Annotated in this window: 16 protein-coding genes and 1 tRNA gene; 8 read left to right on the forward strand and 9 right to left on the reverse strand. The window is 65.7% G+C overall.

What is annotated here, in order from left to right; genetic code table 11:
* Window positions 1–6: 6 nt before the first annotated feature.
* The 4 genes from BQ7471_RS07365 to BQ7471_RS07380 all read left to right on the forward strand — a co-directional run bounded on the left by BQ7471_RS07365 (window position 7) and on the right by BQ7471_RS07380 (window position 5349).
* Complete coding sequence (locus BQ7471_RS07365) at window positions 7–2445, forward strand: heterodisulfide reductase-related iron-sulfur binding cluster (RefSeq protein WP_076465280.1); 2439 nt, start codon at window positions 7–9, stop codon at window positions 2443–2445.
* 78 nt (window positions 2446–2523) lie between these two features.
* A complete protein-coding gene (gene dcd, locus BQ7471_RS07370) occupies window positions 2524–3105 on the forward strand; it encodes a dCTP deaminase (RefSeq protein WP_076466260.1) in 582 nt (193 codons plus the stop codon).
* A 4-nt stretch (window positions 3106–3109) separates the two neighbouring features.
* A complete protein-coding gene (locus tag BQ7471_RS07375; RefSeq protein ID WP_076465282.1) occupies window positions 3110–4420 on the forward strand; it encodes a PRTRC system protein E in 1311 nt (436 codons plus the stop codon).
* A 50-nt stretch (window positions 4421–4470) separates the two neighbouring features.
* A complete protein-coding gene (locus BQ7471_RS07380; protein ID WP_076466262.1) occupies window positions 4471–5349 on the forward strand; it encodes an HhH-GPD family protein in 879 nt (292 codons plus the stop codon).
* A gap of 3 nt (window positions 5350–5352) precedes the next feature.
* On the opposite strand, the gene BQ7471_RS07385 is transcribed toward BQ7471_RS07380, so the two are convergent.
* The 4 genes from BQ7471_RS07385 to BQ7471_RS07400 all read right to left on the reverse strand — a co-directional run bounded on the left by BQ7471_RS07385 (window position 5353) and on the right by BQ7471_RS07400 (window position 9307).
* A complete protein-coding gene (locus tag BQ7471_RS07385; RefSeq protein WP_076465283.1) occupies window positions 5353–6726 on the reverse strand; it encodes an ABC transporter permease in 1374 nt (457 codons plus the stop codon).
* Window positions 6723–7469 carry an ABC transporter ATP-binding protein gene (locus BQ7471_RS07390; RefSeq protein ID WP_076465285.1) on the reverse strand — a complete coding sequence of 249 codons (747 nt, stop codon included), beginning with the start codon at window positions 7467–7469 and terminating at the stop codon, window positions 6723–6725. The genes BQ7471_RS07385 and BQ7471_RS07390 overlap by 4 nt, the downstream gene beginning before the upstream one ends.
* Window positions 7470–7485: 16 nt before the next feature.
* Complete coding sequence (locus BQ7471_RS07395) at window positions 7486–8553, reverse strand: efflux RND transporter periplasmic adaptor subunit (RefSeq protein WP_076465286.1); 1068 nt, start codon at window positions 8551–8553, stop codon at window positions 7486–7488.
* Window positions 8554–9121: 568 nt separating this feature from the next.
* Window positions 9122–9307 (reverse strand): YgaP family membrane protein, encoded by a 186-nt coding sequence (locus BQ7471_RS07400; protein WP_076466263.1) that lies wholly within the window; start codon window positions 9305–9307, stop codon window positions 9122–9124.
* A 195-nt stretch (window positions 9308–9502) separates the two neighbouring features.
* Here BQ7471_RS07400 and BQ7471_RS07405 point away from each other — a divergent pair, with 195 nt between their 5' ends.
* Window positions 9503–10366 (forward strand): MerR family transcriptional regulator, encoded by an 864-nt coding sequence (locus tag BQ7471_RS07405; RefSeq protein ID WP_235821260.1) that lies wholly within the window; start codon window positions 9503–9505, stop codon window positions 10364–10366.
* A 147-nt stretch (window positions 10367–10513) separates the two neighbouring features.
* On the opposite strand, the gene BQ7471_RS07410 is transcribed toward BQ7471_RS07405, so the two are convergent.
* Window positions 10514–10587: transfer RNA gene (locus BQ7471_RS07410), tRNA-Gly, on the reverse strand.
* Between the two features lie 115 nt (window positions 10588–10702).
* On the opposite strand from BQ7471_RS07410, the gene BQ7471_RS07415 reads away from it, so the two are divergent.
* The 3 genes from BQ7471_RS07415 to trxA all read left to right on the forward strand — a co-directional run bounded on the left by BQ7471_RS07415 (window position 10703) and on the right by trxA (window position 12421).
* Window positions 10703–11155 (forward strand): NUDIX domain-containing protein, encoded by a 453-nt coding sequence (locus BQ7471_RS07415; protein ID WP_235821261.1) that lies wholly within the window; start codon window positions 10703–10705, stop codon window positions 11153–11155.
* 39 nt (window positions 11156–11194) lie between these two features.
* A complete protein-coding gene (locus tag BQ7471_RS07420) occupies window positions 11195–11893 on the forward strand; it encodes a TetR/AcrR family transcriptional regulator (RefSeq protein ID WP_076465291.1) in 699 nt (232 codons plus the stop codon).
* A gap of 162 nt (window positions 11894–12055) precedes the next feature.
* Entirely contained in the window at window positions 12056–12421 is a 366-nt protein-coding gene (gene trxA, locus BQ7471_RS07425) for a thioredoxin (RefSeq protein ID WP_076465292.1), read from the forward strand.
* A 21-nt stretch (window positions 12422–12442) separates the two neighbouring features.
* Here the strand turns inward: trxA and BQ7471_RS07430 are convergent, their stop codons facing one another.
* The 4 genes from BQ7471_RS07430 to BQ7471_RS07445 all read right to left on the reverse strand — a co-directional run bounded on the left by BQ7471_RS07430 (window position 12443) and on the right by BQ7471_RS07445 (window position 16753).
* Window positions 12443–13498 carry an aspartate-semialdehyde dehydrogenase gene (locus BQ7471_RS07430; protein WP_076465294.1) on the reverse strand — a complete coding sequence of 352 codons (1056 nt, stop codon included), beginning with the start codon at window positions 13496–13498 and terminating at the stop codon, window positions 12443–12445.
* Between the two features lie 75 nt (window positions 13499–13573).
* Complete coding sequence (locus tag BQ7471_RS07435) at window positions 13574–14890, reverse strand: aspartate kinase (RefSeq protein WP_076465295.1); 1317 nt, start codon at window positions 14888–14890, stop codon at window positions 13574–13576.
* 115 nt (window positions 14891–15005) lie between these two features.
* Complete coding sequence (locus BQ7471_RS07440) at window positions 15006–15806, reverse strand: ABC transporter ATP-binding protein (RefSeq protein WP_076465297.1); 801 nt, start codon at window positions 15804–15806, stop codon at window positions 15006–15008.
* Window positions 15806–16753, reverse strand: coding sequence for an ABC transporter permease (locus tag BQ7471_RS07445; protein ID WP_076465298.1), 948 nt, complete (start codon window positions 16751–16753; stop codon window positions 15806–15808). Before BQ7471_RS07445 ends, BQ7471_RS07440 begins: the two co-directional genes overlap by 1 nt.
* Between the last annotated feature and the right edge of the window lie 32 nt (window positions 16754–16785).

Here is a 16785-nt window from a genome sequence, read left to right on the forward strand (position 1 = left end):
TGCCCGTTGTCGGCCTCGCCCGCACTCAGCGTCGTCAGCTGGGTCTTCGTGCTCTTCGCAACCCTGTTCGCGCTTCTGTCATTCGGGAGGGGACTGGCGCACATGTGGCGCCAGGTGTCGCAAGGGTCTGCGGATCCGGGCAGGCTCCGACCCGTGCCCGCTCGGGTGTGGATGATGCTGACGACTATCCTCACCCACCGCGAATTCAGACACCGTCCGTGGGTGAAGGCCGCCCACTGGCTCGTCATGCTCTCCTTCCCCCTCTTGTTCCTCACGCTCGTCACGGCGTATGCGCAATTGCGCGATCAGATGTGGGCGCTGCCCCTCATCGGCCATTTCATCGGCTGGGAATGGTTGACGGAAATCCTCGCATGGGGCGGCCTGCTCGGCATCATCTACCTGATGGTGCTGCGCGGACGTTCGGGCCGCGGCTCCATCGCCGAAGCGGCGCTCTCCCACGACGACCCCGACTCCGCCGCGAAGGATGCGGGTGCCACAGTCCTGCCCTCCCAACTGTCATCGCCGCACCCGCGCGGAGGCTCCCCCGCTGCCCTGGCGTCCCGCTTCCTCGGTTCGACCCGCTGGCAGGCCCTCTTCGTCGAATGGGTCGTGGCGATCGTATGTGCGTGCATCATCACGCTCCGCGGCCTCGAATATGCCCTCATGTCGGCTGAGGGCCAAGGGGCGGGCCTCGTGCGGCACTTCCCACTGACCGCGTGGATCGGCGCCCTCGCGGGTTCGGCCTCGCCCTCGTCCATTGCGAATGCCATCGTCGTCACCGCGACCGTCAAAATCATGACGTCGATGCTGTGGATGATGGTCGTCGGTGTGCAGACGTCAATGGGCGTCGCCTGGCACCGATTCGTTGCCATCGTGAACCTCTACTCGCGCCGCAACGAGGACGGGAGCAAATCCCTGGGCCCGGCGGACCACATGCTCATCGGTGGCGTCCCCGTCACCTCGCCCGACCAGTTCGACGACCTGCCCGAAGATGCGGTCCTGGGGACGGGCACAGCGGCGGACCTGTCATGGAAGGCTCGCCTCGACCTGTATTCCTGCACCGAGTGCGGGCGCTGCCAGGAGCTGTGCCCCGCGTGGAACACCGCCAAGCCCCTGTCCCCCAAGCTCCTCATCATGTCGATGCGCGACCACATGGAGTCCGCGTCCAATAAGGAGATCGTCTCCCAGCAGGTCCTCGACCAGCAGGTGCCGGGCGACCGCGGCGTTTCCGGTGTCGAGGACGACGGCGAGATGCTCCTCGACAAGGGCGTCGACCCGAGCCCCCACTCCTTCGACCTGGCGACGGTCCTCGCCGCCTCGGGCGCGACCGGGCCACTCGGGGTCGCCGATGTTACGGCGCCCCTCGTCCCCGGCGTCGTCTCCGAGGAGGTGCTGTGGGACTGCACCATGTGCGGCGCCTGCGTCGAACAGTGCCCCGTCGACATTGAGCACATCGACCACATCCTCGACCTGCGCCGCCACCAGGTCCTCATGGAGGCGGCCTTCCCCCGGGAGCTGGGCAGGGCGTTCCGCGGTATGGAGTCGAAGGCGAATCCGTACAACCAGCCGGCCCGCAAGAGGCTCGATTGGGCGAAAAATCTCGACTTCCCGGTCCCCGTCATCGGAGAGGACATCGAGTCCGCCGAAGGCGTCGACTACCTGTTCTGGGTGGGTTGCGCCGGGGCCTTTGATGACAAGGCGAAGCAGACGAGCGCCGCCGTCGCGGAACTGCTCCATACGGCAGGAGTATCCTTCGCGGTCCTCGGCTCCGGGGAGTCCTGCACGGGAGACCCCGCCCGCAGGGCGGGCAATGAAGTCCTGTTCCAGATGCTCGCCGCCCAGGCGATCGAGACCCTGAACGGGGCGAAGCCGCAGCGGATCGTGGTGTCCTGCGCCCACTGCTTCAACACGATCGCCGGGGAGTACCCGGAGCTGGGCGGGCGCTTCGATGTCATTCACCATACGCAGTTGCTCAACCGACTCGTCCGCGAGGGGCGCCTCACACCCGTCGCCCCGCCCTCGGGTTCCACCGCCCCCCTTCAGGTCGCCTACCACGACGCCTGTTTCCTGGGGCGTCACAATCGGATCTACGAGCCGCCGCGTGAACTCGTCGGCGCACTGCCCGGCGTCGACCTTGTGGAGATGCCGCGCAACCGCGACCGCGCGCTGTGCTGCGGAGCGGGCGGCGCGCATGCATGGTTCGAGGAGTCTCGGGGCGTGCGCATCGCGGACGCGCGCATCGCTGAGGCCTCGGCGACGGGCGCGGATGTCGTGGCAACCGCCTGCCCGTTCTGCTCCCAGATGCTCGGATCCGCCTCCGGTTCCTCCGCCGGACTCGCAGTCTCGTCGTCCGGCGGCGATAGGGATGCCTCCGCATCGACTCTCCCGGAAGTCAAGGATGTTGCCATCATGCTCCTCGACGCGGTTCGCAGGAAGAACGACTGACCGTCGCTCAGGGGTCTTTCAGAGGCAACCCCTGAGCGACTCGCCCCTGCGCGGGCAGGGGTGTGGGACAATCGCACCATGCTCCTCAGTGACCGCGATATCCGCGCCAGCCTCGACTCCGGGAGGATCCAACTCGATCCCCTCGACCGCAGTCTCGTTCAACCGGCGAGCATCGACGTCCGCCTCGACAGACTCTTCCGCCTCTTCGACAATCACCGCTATTCGGTGATAGATCCCGCTGCGGACCAGTCGGACCTCACTCACCAGGTGGATGTCGGCCCCGACGGGCCCTTCGTGCTCCACCCGGGTGAGTTCGTTCTCGGCGCGACCTATGAGCTTGTGACGCTCGGCGACGATATTGCGGCGCGACTGGAGGGCAAGTCCTCCCTCGGCCGTCTCGGCCTGCTCACTCACTCGACGGCTGGATTCATCGACCCCGGTTTTTCCGGGCACGTCACTTTGGAGCTGTCGAATACTGCGACGATGCCGATCCTGCTGTACCCGGGTATGAAGGTCGGACAACTGTGCTTCTTCGACTTGTCCTCGGCTGCGGAGCGCCCCTACGGTTCGGCCGGACTCGAATCCCACTACCAGGGACAGAGGGGCCCCACACCGTCGCGCACCCACATGCGCTTCTCGCGCACCCGAATCGACGGATGACCCCATGGCCGATACCCCGCCCGACGGCCTCCACCGACGCTCCATGCGCGACCGCATTGCCGATGCGGCATCCTCCACCATCGACCGGCGAATCTCGAACCTCGCCACTCCTCCCGCCGTCGACCCCGCGCAACTCACCTCCACCTCCATGACGTCGATCGGCTCCCTCGCAGACATGTCGACGGCATTCACCGTGGGCGACGAGGGGGGGGTGATCCGCACGAGCGCCCTCGCCCCGATTTCCGCGCCCCTCGACGTGACCGGGCCCGCAGGGGTCATCGACCTCGCCGATGCCCGCGCCCACCACCTCCTCCTGATCGCCGATGATGTCGAGGCCGCCGAGATCGAGGCTCTCGCCCTCTCCATCTGGGACGTCGCCTCCTGGGAGGGTGCGGGACTGCTGCACCTGACGAATGGGGCGCGCCTCGAAGGACCGTGGACCGTCGATGTCGCCACCCGCAAGGAGTTGGGGACGCCCGCCTCCTTCACACGGGCGTGGGTGCTCCGCTGCCCGGCGTCGCGGCGCAACCCCGTCGCCCCCGGGCTCGCCGCGCTCGACGACTGGGCGCGGGCCTTCCCCGACGGCATCCCCTCGGGCCTGGAATACCGGGTACTCGTCGCACTGCGCCGGATGGCGCGGCGCCTGGGAGCGGGACTGCGGATCGCCGATTCGGGGGCCCTCATCGCGCCGGACCCGGATTCTGCGGTGTCTCTCGCGATCTACACCCCCCGGTGGCTCGATCCGCCCGATCTGATGGCGGCCCTGGAACCCGAGTTCCCCCGAATCATTGATTCTCGCGATGTGATGCTCGAGTCGCCCCGCCAGCCCAGCGCCGCCCAGATCAAGCAGATCGAAGAGGCGAAGAAGAACCTGGGGCCGACGCGTATGGACGTCGCGACGAAGATCGCGCACGTGCGCGAGGAGAGCGAGCGCCACGAGCAGCGCGGTGAGGTCCCCGTCGTGTCCGGTTATGCGACGATGACGCCGATCGCGAACCGATCCGACCTCATGATCGAGGTTCATCCGGTGCCCCGCCCGCCGCAGGTGCTGCGTTGGGAATCGTGGACGACGGGTGTCATCATCGAGTACCGGCTGCGTTGGCTGCCCGGCGGCTCGATGGAGTTCCCCGCCACCGGAATGTCGAGGACCGCTCGTTTGGAGCGCATGCGCTCCGCCCGCGATATTGAGAAGGCCGCGGGGATCCTGGTGTCCATCGTCGGGGGTTCGGTCATCGACGAGGACGGCTTCCTCGTCGGCCTCGAAGAGCAGCCCGTCGGCGAGGACTCCGCCCCCGAGCTCGACGCCGACCGGTGATCCCCGACCGCGTTGACGACGCCGCCCTCGTCGCGATCAGAAGCGCCCTCATCGACTGGTACCGGCACAACAAGCGGGACCTGCCAATGCGTTCCAGGGGCGTCACCCCGTGGGGAACCCTCGTCGGGGAGGTGATGAGCCAGCAGACCCCGATGCCGCGAGTCCAGCCCGTCTGGCAGCGGTGGATGCGACTGTGGCCGACGCCCGCCGACTTGGCGGCCGCGCCCGCAAGCCGGGTCCTCATCGAATGGGGGCGCCTCGGCTACCCGTCCAGGGCGCTGCGCCTGAGGGAGTGCGCCGCCGCGATCGCTGCGAGGCCCGGCGGCGAAGTCCCCGCTGATTACGACGAGCTCCTCGCGCTTCCGGGAATCGGGCCCTACACCGCTTCCGCAGTGGTTTCCTTCCAGTTCCACGGGCGCGTCCCCGTCCTCGATACGAATATCCGCCGGGTCCTAGCGCGCGCCCTCGTCGGCGAGGAGCGCCCCCGCTCATCCGCGCCCACTGCCTTTGAGCGCGCCCTCGCCACTCGGATGCTGCCCGACGAGGGCGCCGAGTGCGCACAGTGGAATGTTGCGGTCATGGAATTCGGGGCCCTCGCCTGTACGCAGCGTGAACCTCAGTGCGCCGACTGCCCGATCGCTACAGCATGCGCGTGGAATCTCGCGGGCAGGCCTGCGAGTGGGCACCCTGCGAGGACGCAGGCGTGGGCGGGGACGGACCGTCAGGCCAGGGGCCGCGTCATGGCGCTCCTGCGCTCGAATCATGAGGATGCCGAAGCGGCCTCACAGCGCGGCGTCACGCGCGACGAGGCGCTGACTGCGGCGACGCTCGAGGGCGCCGAAGGGGACCAGGCCGAGCGCGTCCTCGCCGCCCTCGAACGCGACGGCCTCCTTGTGGACGAGGGCGGGGTTGTACGGCTGCCCGATTAGCAGTCAGTAGCGGATGGCGTCGATCGGCTTGACCCTGACAGCGGCGAAGGCGGGGATGATCCCGCACAGGGCGCCGATCGATGTGGAGATCGTGACGCCGGCGATCGCCGCGGACATGGGGAATGCGGGCGGCTCCTGCATTTCGATGCCGAGTGTGGCGAGGGGGATGAATCGCAGGACGACGATCGCGATTGCGACGCCGATGACGCCGGCCACGAAGGTTGCGACCACCGACTCCATGAAGACCGCGAAGAAGACGCGTCCGGCGGAGGCGCCCATAGCGCGTCGAATGCCGATCTCCCGGATGCGTTGTCGGACCGTTACGATCGCCACATTGAGCAGGCCGAGGGCGCCGAGGAAGATGACGATGCCGCCGATGAGCATGATGACGGTGCGGATCGTGCTCGTCGAGGACTGGCCGGATTCGAAGCCCTCACCGCCGTTGACACTGCCCTTCCATCCCTTTCCGAGGACGGACGCGAGGGCGCTCGGCAGTACGGTGCGCGCCTGCTCCGCCTGGTCCTCGCCGGTCCAGACGAGCATTTCGACATTTCCGCCGGAGGGCTGCTCGTTCCCCAGGGCGGCCGCGCTGACCTTCGTCAGCTGCCACGCGTCGTAGGAGACGTAGGCGGCGGGGCTGTCGAAACTCGTCGGGGATTTCACGACGCCGATCACCCGGTACTGGGTTCCCGCATCGTCCTTCGAGTGCAGGATGATCGGATCAACGATGGGGGTGCGGCCGAGGTAGTCCCACATCGCCGAGTTGATGACGATGGGCACGAGGCGCTGCTCCGCGTCGGACTCGCCGATCCAGCCGCCCGCCATCGGTTGGAGTCTGAAGAGCGTCGCATAGGCCGGGTCGACGGCTTTGATCTGCATCGTCTCTTCGAACCCCCACGCGGGCTGTGTGACGGGGACACCGCGGAAAGAGGAGTTCTGACGGATCTCATCGAATTCCTTCAACTCGACGGATCCGTACTCCATGCGCGACCAGTAGGGGATTTCGAATCGCGCCGCGACGGTCTTCATCGCCTCTCCCATGGGGTCGCGGACGTTCACCCCTGCGATTATGGATTCGCTTGAAGAGCCCGCCGCGGATGCGGACGGTGATGCGGTGGTCTGGGATCCGTTCGCCTGGGACTCCGAGTTCGCGCTCTGCTGGTTCGCGCTGATGTGGAGGGTGATGGACCTGCCCGAATAGGACTCCGTGAGTTCCTGCGTCGCCTGAGCCGTCAGGTCGCCCAGGGCGATGACTGTAGACATTGCGGCGACCGCTGCGACGACGCCGACGAGGGAGAGGACGACACGGGCCTTTTGGACCTTCACCTCGCCCCAGGCCTCGACGAGTGCCCCGATCATCTGGCCGAAGAGATTCATGCGTCGGCTCCATCCGTCATGAGCGCGGAATCCGCGGTGGGACTGACGAGTGCGCCCGGATTGTCGACTGCGTGTAGGACGCCCTCGGACAGGGAGTACACGCGCTTGGCGCGGACGGCGACGTTGAAGTCGTGGGTGATGACGATGAGTGCCGCATCGTTCTCGCGCGCGACGCTCTCGAGGAGTTCCATGACTGCTGTGCCCGTATTCGGGTCGAGGGCGCCGGTCGGCTCATCGGCGAGGATGATCTTCGGCTGGCGCACGAGGGCGCGCGCAATGGCGATGCGCTGCTGCTCTCCGCCCGACATCTGGGTCGGATAGGAGTCGAGGCGGTCGCCGAGGCCAACGCGGGACAGCATGTCTGCGCTGAGATCCTTGCGCTTCCAGAACTTCATGCCCGCCGTGTAGAGCATGGGCACTTCGACGTTCTCCAGCGCTGTGCGCGCATTGAAGATGTTGAACTGTTGGAAGACGAATCCGAAGGTGTCGCCACGCAGACGCGCCCGTCGACCCTCGGACAGTTTCGAGACGTTGATGCCGTTGATGTGGTAGGCACCGGCGGTGGGCAGGTCGAGCAGTCCGATGATGTTGAGCATCGTGGATTTTCCGGTTCCCGAGCGGCCGACGATGCAGATGTGGTCGCCTTCGTCCACAGTCAAGTCGATCCCCCGAAGGATATGCAGATCAGAACCATCGGGCAGGACGACTGTGCGAGTGACTCCCTCAAGAGTGATGAGTGACATGACGGTGATGCGCCCCTCATTCGGTGGAGGTTGAAGTGCCGGTCGGCCCGTAGACGACTCCGCCCTCCGTTGATGGGGAGGGGGCCTCGGAGTCCGTCTTCGCCGTCGGGATGAACTCGAGGACCTCTTGATCCTCATCGATGCCGTCGACGACCTCAACGACCTTGCCATCGGTCAGGCCGATCGTGATCGCAGTCTTCACCGGATCGGCGCCATCGGCGCCGGGCACGTACACGTAGCCGGATTGGAAGCGGCCCTCGACGGCGCTGATCGGAAGCGTCAGAACATCGCTGGACTGCCCCGCGACGATGTCCATCGTGACTTGTAGTCCGGGGAAGACCGTTTGGTCGGCGGGTACGGGGCATTTCGCGCGGGTGCTCGACGAGGATGCGGCGGAAGCGGAGTCCGTACTCTTGTCGTTGCTATTCGTCTTCGCGGACTGGGGGGTCACGATCTGCAATCCGGTGCACGTGAATGGAGCGGGGCCGTTCGTGATGGAAAGGGTCGCTTCACTCGGAGCGTTCTGAATGCGGTAGAGCTGTTCGGCATTGAGGGCGGCGACCGCCGAGTATGTGGACGGCTGGATGGTCGCAACGGCGTCGCCGATGGAGAATTGCTGTCCGAGCAGGGCGGTCAGATGGAGGGTCCCCGAGGCGTTGGCGTAAACGGTCGTGTACTCGTAGGTGGGCCGACCTGGCGTCGTCGTCACAGTGCCCTCCTCGTCCACGGTCTGAGTGTCCCGCCCCTGGATCTCCTTTTTCAGTTCGAGAATCGGCTCGCCGGTCGTGATGGCCGCGCCGTCACCGGTATACAGGTAGGAGACGACGCCCTCTCCGGTCGCCTTGACGGTAGTGGCGGGGTCCTGTTCGATGCTGCCCTTCGCAGTGACTGTGTTCGCGATGTCGCCGCGGACGGGAGTGACCGTCATGTGGCCGTAGTTGGCGCTCGGGTCGAGGGATTGGGCGCTGTCGGCTGCCGTCGACGGAAAGAAGGCGAACTTGACGAGGGCGATGGCGATCACCGCCCAGATGAAGACTTTAAGAAAGTTGAGCACGTGAACGGTGCGACTCTGTGCGGTCATCATTCCCCCACTTGTTGTCCTGCTGAGACTGGGAACAGTATGTCCCGCCGGGCTGCGTGCGCGTAAGAGTTCCATCGGTTTCACGCGCCGATTCAGGGATAATCCAGGGTCTCACCCCGAGCGCTCAACGAGCATACGCCTGGGGCGAGGATCTGCTAGGCCAGTTCCTCGCCCCAGGCGTTTTCGTCGCGGCATCACGATCGGAAAGGACACCCCAAATTGCTTCCCGGTCGTCACCCCACGTCGTGTTCCACCGCTCCCGGGTTCCCCACAGGTGAGCACGTGGCTCCGGAGGCGGTGAAAGCCTGTTGTGCGCGACCCCGGTGCGACCCGGCATTCGGCGCGGTTCCCGACTGCCGTGTTCCCCGATTCGAGGGTCGGTCACAGATGAATAAGGTTAGAGGCTTGATCGGACGTTTGCAAAGGCCAATCGGGGGTTTCCGGGTTGAATCAGGGTATTTTCAGGGTAGCCTGAAAAGCATTCTCAGTGATGCGCCCCGTTGGGCTCTCGCAGAACCGCCATCGCGATCGACACGGGTGGCGCAATGGGCCTGCCAGCGGCGCACCTCCCCTACTTGGTGCGGCAGGTGGAGGCTCCGAGGAGCGAATACAGGGGGCAGTAGTTCACGAGCCCGGTGATGAGGGGCAGGGCCCCCACCGCTCCCCACCACGATTGGAAGTACACTCCGCTGCCGATGATTCCCAACCCCAGGAGGATGCGGATCGTCTTGTCGACGGTGCCGACATTCTTCGCCATTGCCATGCCTTTCTAATCGTTTTTAACATCGGGCACTGTCAGGCTAGCGGCGGCGACGACGACCCGCTCGGCATAGAATCGGAGGATTCTCACGGAATAGCTCGGCCCTGCCCGACGTTGAGCACCGCACAGGCGGGCGCACACGCACCCCGCGGTCTTGACCCTGACGCGACGTGAGGGATGAGACTCGTGCACATGAGAGATGCTGTCCCCATGGACGATGACGCTTCGCTGCTGGGACACCGACCGACCTCGACCTCGTCGAACGCTGAGAAGGATCTGACGGTCGGACAGGTCGCCGCCATGTGCGGCGTCACCGTGAGAGCCCTGCATCATTGGGACCGGATCGGTCTGTGCTCACCATCGGCGAGGTCGTGGTCGGGATACCGCCTCTACACGCCCAACGATATCGAGCGCCTCCAATTGGCATTGGTCTACCGCGAGACCGGTATGCCCCTGAGTCGGATCGGCGAACTCTTGAACGGGCCCGCGGATGTGGCGGAGCACCTCGCGCGTCAGCGCGACGCCCTCGTGGAACGCATCTCTCAACTGCAGCGGATGGTCCGCGCAGTCGACGCGATAATGGAGAAGGACATGACCGACACACCGATGAATGCAGAGGATCGCGCACGCGCTCTGGGCAGTTCGTGGTCGCAATACGAGGACGAGGCCGAGGAGAAGTGGGGCGATACCGATGCGTGGGCACAGGCGAGTGCCCGGCGGGAGGCACTGACTCCCCAGGAGTGGTCGCGAGTCACCGCCGAGGTTGATGCACTCGAACGGGACCTTGCGGAGGCGATGATCCGCGGAGTCCACCCCGGCTGCGAGGAGGCGAATGCCTTAGCAGAGCGTCACCGGGCATCCCTTGACCAGTGGTTCGACACGACTCACGAGCGCCACGTGCTCCTCTCGCGCGGATATGCCGCCGATCCGCGCTTCACGGCCCACTACGACGCTCGCGCCGAGGGTCTGGCCGCCTGGCTCGTCACGATCATCGAGGCGAATGCACGCGCCCACGGCGTCGATCCCGAGTCCGCCGAGTGGGACCCCCGCCGCTGAGCGTCCTGCGCACTCGGCGAATACTCTACGGTTCCGAACGCTGCAACGTTCGGATCGGCAGCAACGCAAGCGCACATGTGCTCGCGCAGCGGCCCACGGGGCGCCTGGACAGCGAAAAACGGCCGACCCTCGGGTCGGCCGTTGCCATGGAGCGGGCGACGGGAGTCGAACCCGCCTCTGAAGCTTGGGAAGCTTCCATTCTACCGATGAACTACGCCCGCCAGGCGGCTCACAAGTGGAGCAGCCCCACGATCATAACCGCCCGCAGCCCCCTTCGTCCAAGCGGAGCGGAAGATGAGACGGCCGACCCCGCCCGCGAGCCCTAGAATGTGCACCGTGAATCCCCGCCCCGTCGTCGCCGCCGCCATCGTCGATTCACTCGACCATCCGACCCTCCTGCTGTGCGCCGCGCGCGCCTACCCCGAAGAGTTGCGCGGCGGCTTCGAGCTGCCCGGCGGCAAGATCGACGAGGGCGAATCGCCCGAGGAAGCGCTCGCGCGCGAGATCCGCGAAGAACTCCGCACATCGATCACGCTCGGACCCGCCGTGCATGGTCCTCACGGCCAGTGGTGGCCGATCCTCCAGGGCCGCACCATGTCCGTATGGCTCGCGGAAGTGGATCATGGGGCGCCCGCACCGACACTCGGGGCTTCTCACTGCGAGTTGCGCTGGGTCCGCCTCGACCGGGTCGCCGACCTCGACTGGATCGGCCACGACCTCGCGATCGCCCTCGCCGTGGCGAATCTGTGCGCCCGCAGGAGGCGCGCCCCTCGGATCAGCCTCCCCTAGAGTTGACGACACTCCACCCGTAACTGTCAGAATGACTCTATGCCGAAGATCATCGGAGATTCACTCGCGGACCACCGCGCGCTGACGCGCCACAAGCTGTTCGACGCGCTCGGCCAACTCCTCGCGGAACAGTCCTTCGACTCCATCACGATGTCGCGGATCGCGGCCCGCGCCGGGGTCGGGCGCACCGCCGTGTACAACCACTTCGAGGACAAAGAAGTCCTGCTCCTGTCCTATATGGAAGAGGCGACTCGGGAGTTCGCCGCGCTCGTTCACGCAGCCCTCGAAACCGAGCCGGACGCGGTGGAGCGTTTCCGCATCTACATCCGCGCGCACCTGGAGATGACGAACCGCTACCACCTGGCCAGCCGGATCCACCTGCGTGAACAAATGTCGCCCATGAACTCCGCGCACCTGCGCGAGCACGCCGGGATCATTGGCGAGGTCCTACTGATGATCCTCACCGATCTCATGTCGGATCATGCGATCCCCATGCAGGATCCGCATGCCCTCATCCCCCTCGTCAACGCCTGCCTCGCCAGCCAGGAGCTTCCCCCCGATCCCGCGCAGCGGCGCACTGCGATCGCCACGATTGAGGCATTCGTTCTGCGCGCCGTGGGAGTCGCCCCAAACTTCATCCATCCCATCCCTCGCGCGCCCCACTCCCCCGAGTCGCTCGAGGACGGCGCGCCGGAACACGGACAGGCGGCGTTCGCGCACTGTCCGGCGGTCCGCTGACGCCCGAATAAGGCATCGAGCCAGCCTAGGACCAATGTCACAACGCGCTGGATTCGCATTTGCGGAATAGACTGCACGCACGGGTCGTTGAAGTACTCAGACGGGTCGCGCACCCGGCACCCACGACCATCCAGAATCCTCTGGCAATCATAAGGAGACCACATGGCCACCATCGCGCTCACCAATGACAACTTCGAGACCACCGTTTCCGAGAACGCCATCGTCCTCGTCGACTTCTGGGCCGCATGGTGCGGTCCGTGCCGCCAATTCGCCCCGATCTTCGAGGACGCTTCGGTCAAGCACAAGGACATCGTCTTCGGCAAGATCGACACCGACGCAGAGCAAGAACTTGCACGCGCGGCCCAGATCTCCTCCATCCCGACTCTCATGGCGTTCCGCGACGGCATCGCGATCTTCCGCCAGTCGGGCGCACTGCCGGCGGTGGCCCTCGAAGATCTGATCTCTCAGATTCGCGAACTCGACATGGACAAGGTCCGCGAGCAGATCGCGGCCGCCGAATCCAAGTGAGCACCGGAGCCCCCTCCCGGCTCACCGCTTCGCGAACAATTCGTCCTTGACGAGTTCTGCAACCTGAATCGCGTTGAGGGCAGCCCCCTTGCGCAAGTTGTCGCCCGATACGACGAGGACGAGGCCCTTGCCCTCATCAACGGCAAGATCCTGGCGGATCCTTCCGACGAGGACCTCGTCGCGGCCCGCTGCCTCTAGGGGCGTGGGAACGTCGACGAGGCGCACGCCCGGCGCGTCGGCGAGGACTGCCCGCGCCTCCTGCGCGGTGATCGTGCAGGGGAAGTGCGCGTGAATCGTCAGGGTGTGTCCGGTGAACACGGGGACGCGCACGCAGGTGCCCGAGACCTTGAGGTCCGGCAGGTGCAGGATGCGGCGCGATTCATTGCGCAGCTTCTGCTCCTCATCCGTCTCCTCCGTGCCGTCGTCGACGATCGACCCGGCCAGAGGCACGACGTCGAAGGCGATGGGGGCGACATAGGCTTCCGGCTCCGGGAGAGTCACGGCGCGACCATCGAGGGCGAGGGCGGCGAGATCCTGCGTGACAGCCGCATGCGTCTGGCGGACGAGCTCTTGCACCCCTTTGAGTCCGGAGCCCGACACGGCCTGGTAGCTGGACACGAAGAGGCGCTCCAATCCGCCGGTCCTCTCGACGAGGGGCCGCAAGACGGGCATTGCGGCCATCGTCGTGCAATTGGGGTTGGCGATGATGCCTTTGGGACGGTTCGCAATGTCCTCGGGGTTCACGTCGGACACGACGAGGGGGACGCCCTCGTCCTTGCGCCAGGCGGAGGAGTTATCGATGACGACCGCCCCGGCTGCGGCGAATTTCGGCGCGTATTCGCGCGATGCATCCGCTCCAGCGGAGAACACGGCGATGTCGACACCCGCGAGGTCCGCGGTCGCGACATCTTCGACGGTGACATCCTCGCCCTTCCATTCGAGGGTCGTTCCGGCGCTGCGGGAGGAGGAGAAGAATCGGATGGTCTCGACGGGGAAGGCGCGCTCGTCGAGCAGGGAGCGCATGACGCGCCCGACCTGGCCGGTGGCTCCGACGACTGCGACATTCAGGCCGCTCATAATGGTCTCCTTAGTGGTGGATGCGCACACAGGGGTGCTCTGGTGTCGCGCTCAATAGTGGGGCGGGGGCTGCGGTCAGCGGCCAGTCCCGCCGTAGATCACGGCTTCCGTTTCGGTCGTGTCGAGGCCGAAGGCCGAGTGCACGGCTTGGACCGCACGATCGAGGTCGTTGAGCTTCGTGACGACGGAGATGCGGATTTCGGAGGTGGAGATCATGTCGATGTTGATGCCCGCATCCGACAGGGCGGAGAAGAGCTTCGCCGACACACCGGGGTTCGTGCGCATCCCCGCGCCGATGAGGGAGAGCTTACCGATGTCGGGGTTGTAGCGCAGTTCCCGGAACCCGATCTCGTCCTTGGCCGCTTCAAGGGCTTCGACCGTCTTCTTCGCGTCGCCCTCGGGAAGGGTGAAGGTGATATTCGCGAGCGTCGCATCGGATACGGGAACGTTCTGGACGATCATGTCGATGTTCGCGCCGACCCTCGCGCAGGTGGAGAAGACGCGGGCGGCGGCTCCCGGCGTATTCGGCAGATTCGTCACAGTGATCTTGTCCTGTGAACGGTCATGGGCGATTCCAGAGATGAGCGGCTTCTCCATGTTCTCCTCCTTGGGATCGACGAGGGCGGCCGAGGGCACGAGGCCCGTGAGTTCAGGGTTTGCCGGGCGGTCGGAGATCCACGTCCCGTTCTTCTCCGAGAAGGAGGAGCGGACGTGGAGGGGGACGCCGTAGCGGCGCGCGAATTCAACGGCGCGCAGGTGGAGGATCTTCGCCCCGTGAGCCGCAAGCTCGAGGGTCTCCTCCTGAGTAAGGGTGCGCAGACGGTGCGCTTTGGGGACGATGCGGGGATCAGCGCTGAAGAGCCCATCGACGTCGGTGTAGATCTCGCAGACATCCGCTTTGAGTGCGGCTGCGAGCGCCACCGCCGTCGTGTCGGAGCCGCCCCGCCCCAGGGTGGTGACGTCCTCGTCGCGGGAGACCCCCTGGAATCCGGCGACGATCGCGACCTGGCCCTCTTTGATGGTGCGGGCGATCCTCTCGGGGACCATGCCGATGATCTGGGCGCGGCCGAAGTGCGAATCCGTACGGATGCCCGCCTGTGCACCGGTATAGGCCTGTGCGCTGACGCCGAGCTCATTGACTGCCATGGACAGCAGCGACATGGAGATGCGCTCGCCCGCGGACAAGAGGATGTCCATCTCCCGGTCGGGCGCGTCGGAGGTGATCTGGGCGGCCGTATCGAGCAGATCGTCGGTGGTGTCACCCATGGCGGATACGACGACGACAACCTGGTGCCCGGCATCGTGTGTGTCGACGACACGGCGGGCGACTCTCTTCATGGCCTCAACGTCGGCCACGGATGAGCCGCCGTACTTCTGCACGATGAGTGCCACGGATCCCCATTTCTGCCGGGGCGCCCGAAGAACCGGACGCAGTCCTCGTTAATACTAGAAGGAGTCGCCCCTCATTGAGAGCACGACCGCGATTCGGTCAGAATACGACCGAATATCAGGCGAGCAGGGTCCGGTCCGACAGCCCCTGGCCGTCCGAGCCTCGCAGCTTATCGAACTCGGCCAGCAGCGACTCCACGGTCGCATGCTGCTTGGCCACGCCGGACAGTTCAAAGATGATGCGCCCCTCGTGCATCATGATGAGCCGATTGCCCATTGACAGGGCCTGCTCCATATTGTGCGTCACCATCAGCGTCGTGAGGCGGCCGCGCTCGACGGCCTCTTCGGTGAGCTTAGTGATGAGGGCGGCGCGCTTAGGGTCGAGGGCGGCGGTGTGCTCGTCGAGGAGCAGCACCTTCGGGCCGGAGAAGGTCGCCATGGTGAGGGAGAGGGCCTGGCGCTGGCCGCCGGACAGCAGTCCCACCTTCGTCGTGAGGCGATTCTCGAGTCCCTGTTCGAGGGGTGCGAGCACATCGCGGAACATCTGGCGCTTCTTCGAAGTCAGCGCCGGTCCGAGGGTGCGGCGCTGTCCGCGCGACCACGCGAGGGCAAGATTCTCCTCGATGGTGAGGTGGGGCGCCGTGCCCGCCATGGGATCCTGGAAGACCCGGGACACCAGCTGTGCGACTCTGCAGTCCGGCAGTCGCGTGACATCCCTGCCCGCAATGGTGACGCGACCGATGTCCGCCTGATAGCGGCCCGAGACGATATTGAGCAGCGTCGATTTGCCGGCGCCGTTGGAGCCGATGATGGTGACGAAGTCACCGGGGGCGAGGGTGAGGGAGACGTCGCGCAGGGCGAGGCGCTCGTTGACGGTCCCACGGAAGAATGTCTTGGTGACGGCTTCGACCTCAAGCATCACAGCACCACCTTCTCGTTGTCGCGCTCTTCAGGCGTGTGAGTGATATCCGGTTCGGGCGCCAGGGTGCGCGCGCGGCGGCGCTCGCGGATCTTCGCGAAGATGCCGAAGCGGGGGATCATGAGTGCGGCGAACACGATGACTGCGGAGATGAGCTTCATGTCGTTCGCCTCGAGGAACTCGACTCCGAGGGCGAGCTGGATGATGACGCGGTAGGCGATCGAACCGAAAACGACGAAGAAAGAGGTCACCCAGACGCCGTGCGAGCCGATGATCGCCGTGCCGATGATGACGGAGGCGAGGCCCGCGACGATGAGGCCGATCCCCATCGAAATATCCGCATACCCCTGGTATTGGGCGATGAGGGCGCCGGAGGCGGCGACGAGGCCGTTGGACAGAGAGAGCCCGATGACTTTCATTGCACCGGTGGGAACACCCTGGGCGCGCGCCATGCCCTCATTGTCACCGGTCGCGCGCATCCCCAAGCCGACCTGAGTGGACAGGAACCAGTTGAATACGATGGTGATGAGTGAGACGACGACGGCGAAGATGACGACAGAGGCCCAGGTCCCGATGAGGCCATTGGAGCGCAGCGGGGTGAGAACCGTTTCGATGCCCTTGAGGAGGGGCACATTCGCTTTGCCGAGGATGCGCAGGTTGATCGAGTACAGGCCGATCTGGGTGAGGATGCCCGCGAGGAGCGGGTGGATTCCCGCGGCGACGTGGAGGAGCCCCGTGATGACGCCCGCAGCGCATCCGGCGGCGAATCCGCAGATGGTGGCCAGCCAGGGGTTGTATTCGGCAGTGACCATCACGGCGGCGACTGCCGCGCCGGTCGTGAAGGAGCTGTCGACCGTGAGGTCCGCGATGTCGAGGACGCGGAACGTCAAGTAGACGCCGAGCGCCATGAGGCCGTAAATGAGACCGAGGTCGAGAGCTGTCAGCACGAGAGGTCCTTCAATGGTGGTGATTCGGCAGA

This window comes from Actinomyces mediterranea, assembly GCF_900155595.1.
GTDB lineage: Bacteria > Actinomycetota > Actinomycetes > Actinomycetales > Actinomycetaceae > Pauljensenia > Pauljensenia mediterranea.

Excerpts from the sequence above, each read along its gene's own strand:
- dcd (WP_076466260.1), top strand. The coding sequence starts at position 2,524 with ATGCTCCTCAGTGACCGCGATATCCGCGCCAGCCTCGACTCCGGGAGG.
- BQ7471_RS07375 (WP_076465282.1), top strand. The coding sequence starts at position 3,110 with ATGGCCGATACCCCGCCCGACGGCCTCCACCGACGCTCCATGCGCGAC.
- BQ7471_RS07385 (WP_076465283.1), bottom strand. The coding sequence starts at position 6,726 with ATGAATCTCTTCGGCCAGATGATCGGGGCACTCGTCGAGGCCTGGGGC.
- BQ7471_RS07390 (WP_076465285.1), bottom strand. The coding sequence starts at position 7,469 with ATGTCACTCATCACTCTTGAGGGAGTCACTCGCACAGTCGTCCTGCCC.
- BQ7471_RS07395 (WP_076465286.1), bottom strand. The coding sequence starts at position 8,553 with ATGATGACCGCACAGAGTCGCACCGTTCACGTGCTCAACTTTCTTAAA.
- BQ7471_RS07400 (WP_076466263.1), bottom strand. The coding sequence starts at position 9,307 with ATGGCGAAGAATGTCGGCACCGTCGACAAGACGATCCGCATCCTCCTG.
- BQ7471_RS07405 (WP_235821260.1), top strand. The coding sequence starts at position 9,503 with ATGAGAGATGCTGTCCCCATGGACGATGACGCTTCGCTGCTGGGACAC.
- BQ7471_RS07420 (WP_076465291.1), top strand. The coding sequence starts at position 11,195 with ATGCCGAAGATCATCGGAGATTCACTCGCGGACCACCGCGCGCTGACG.
- trxA (WP_076465292.1), top strand. The coding sequence starts at position 12,056 with ATGGCCACCATCGCGCTCACCAATGACAACTTCGAGACCACCGTTTCC.
- BQ7471_RS07430 (WP_076465294.1), bottom strand. The coding sequence starts at position 13,498 with ATGAGCGGCCTGAATGTCGCAGTCGTCGGAGCCACCGGCCAGGTCGGG.
- BQ7471_RS07440 (WP_076465297.1), bottom strand. The coding sequence starts at position 15,806 with ATGCTTGAGGTCGAAGCCGTCACCAAGACATTCTTCCGTGGGACCGTC.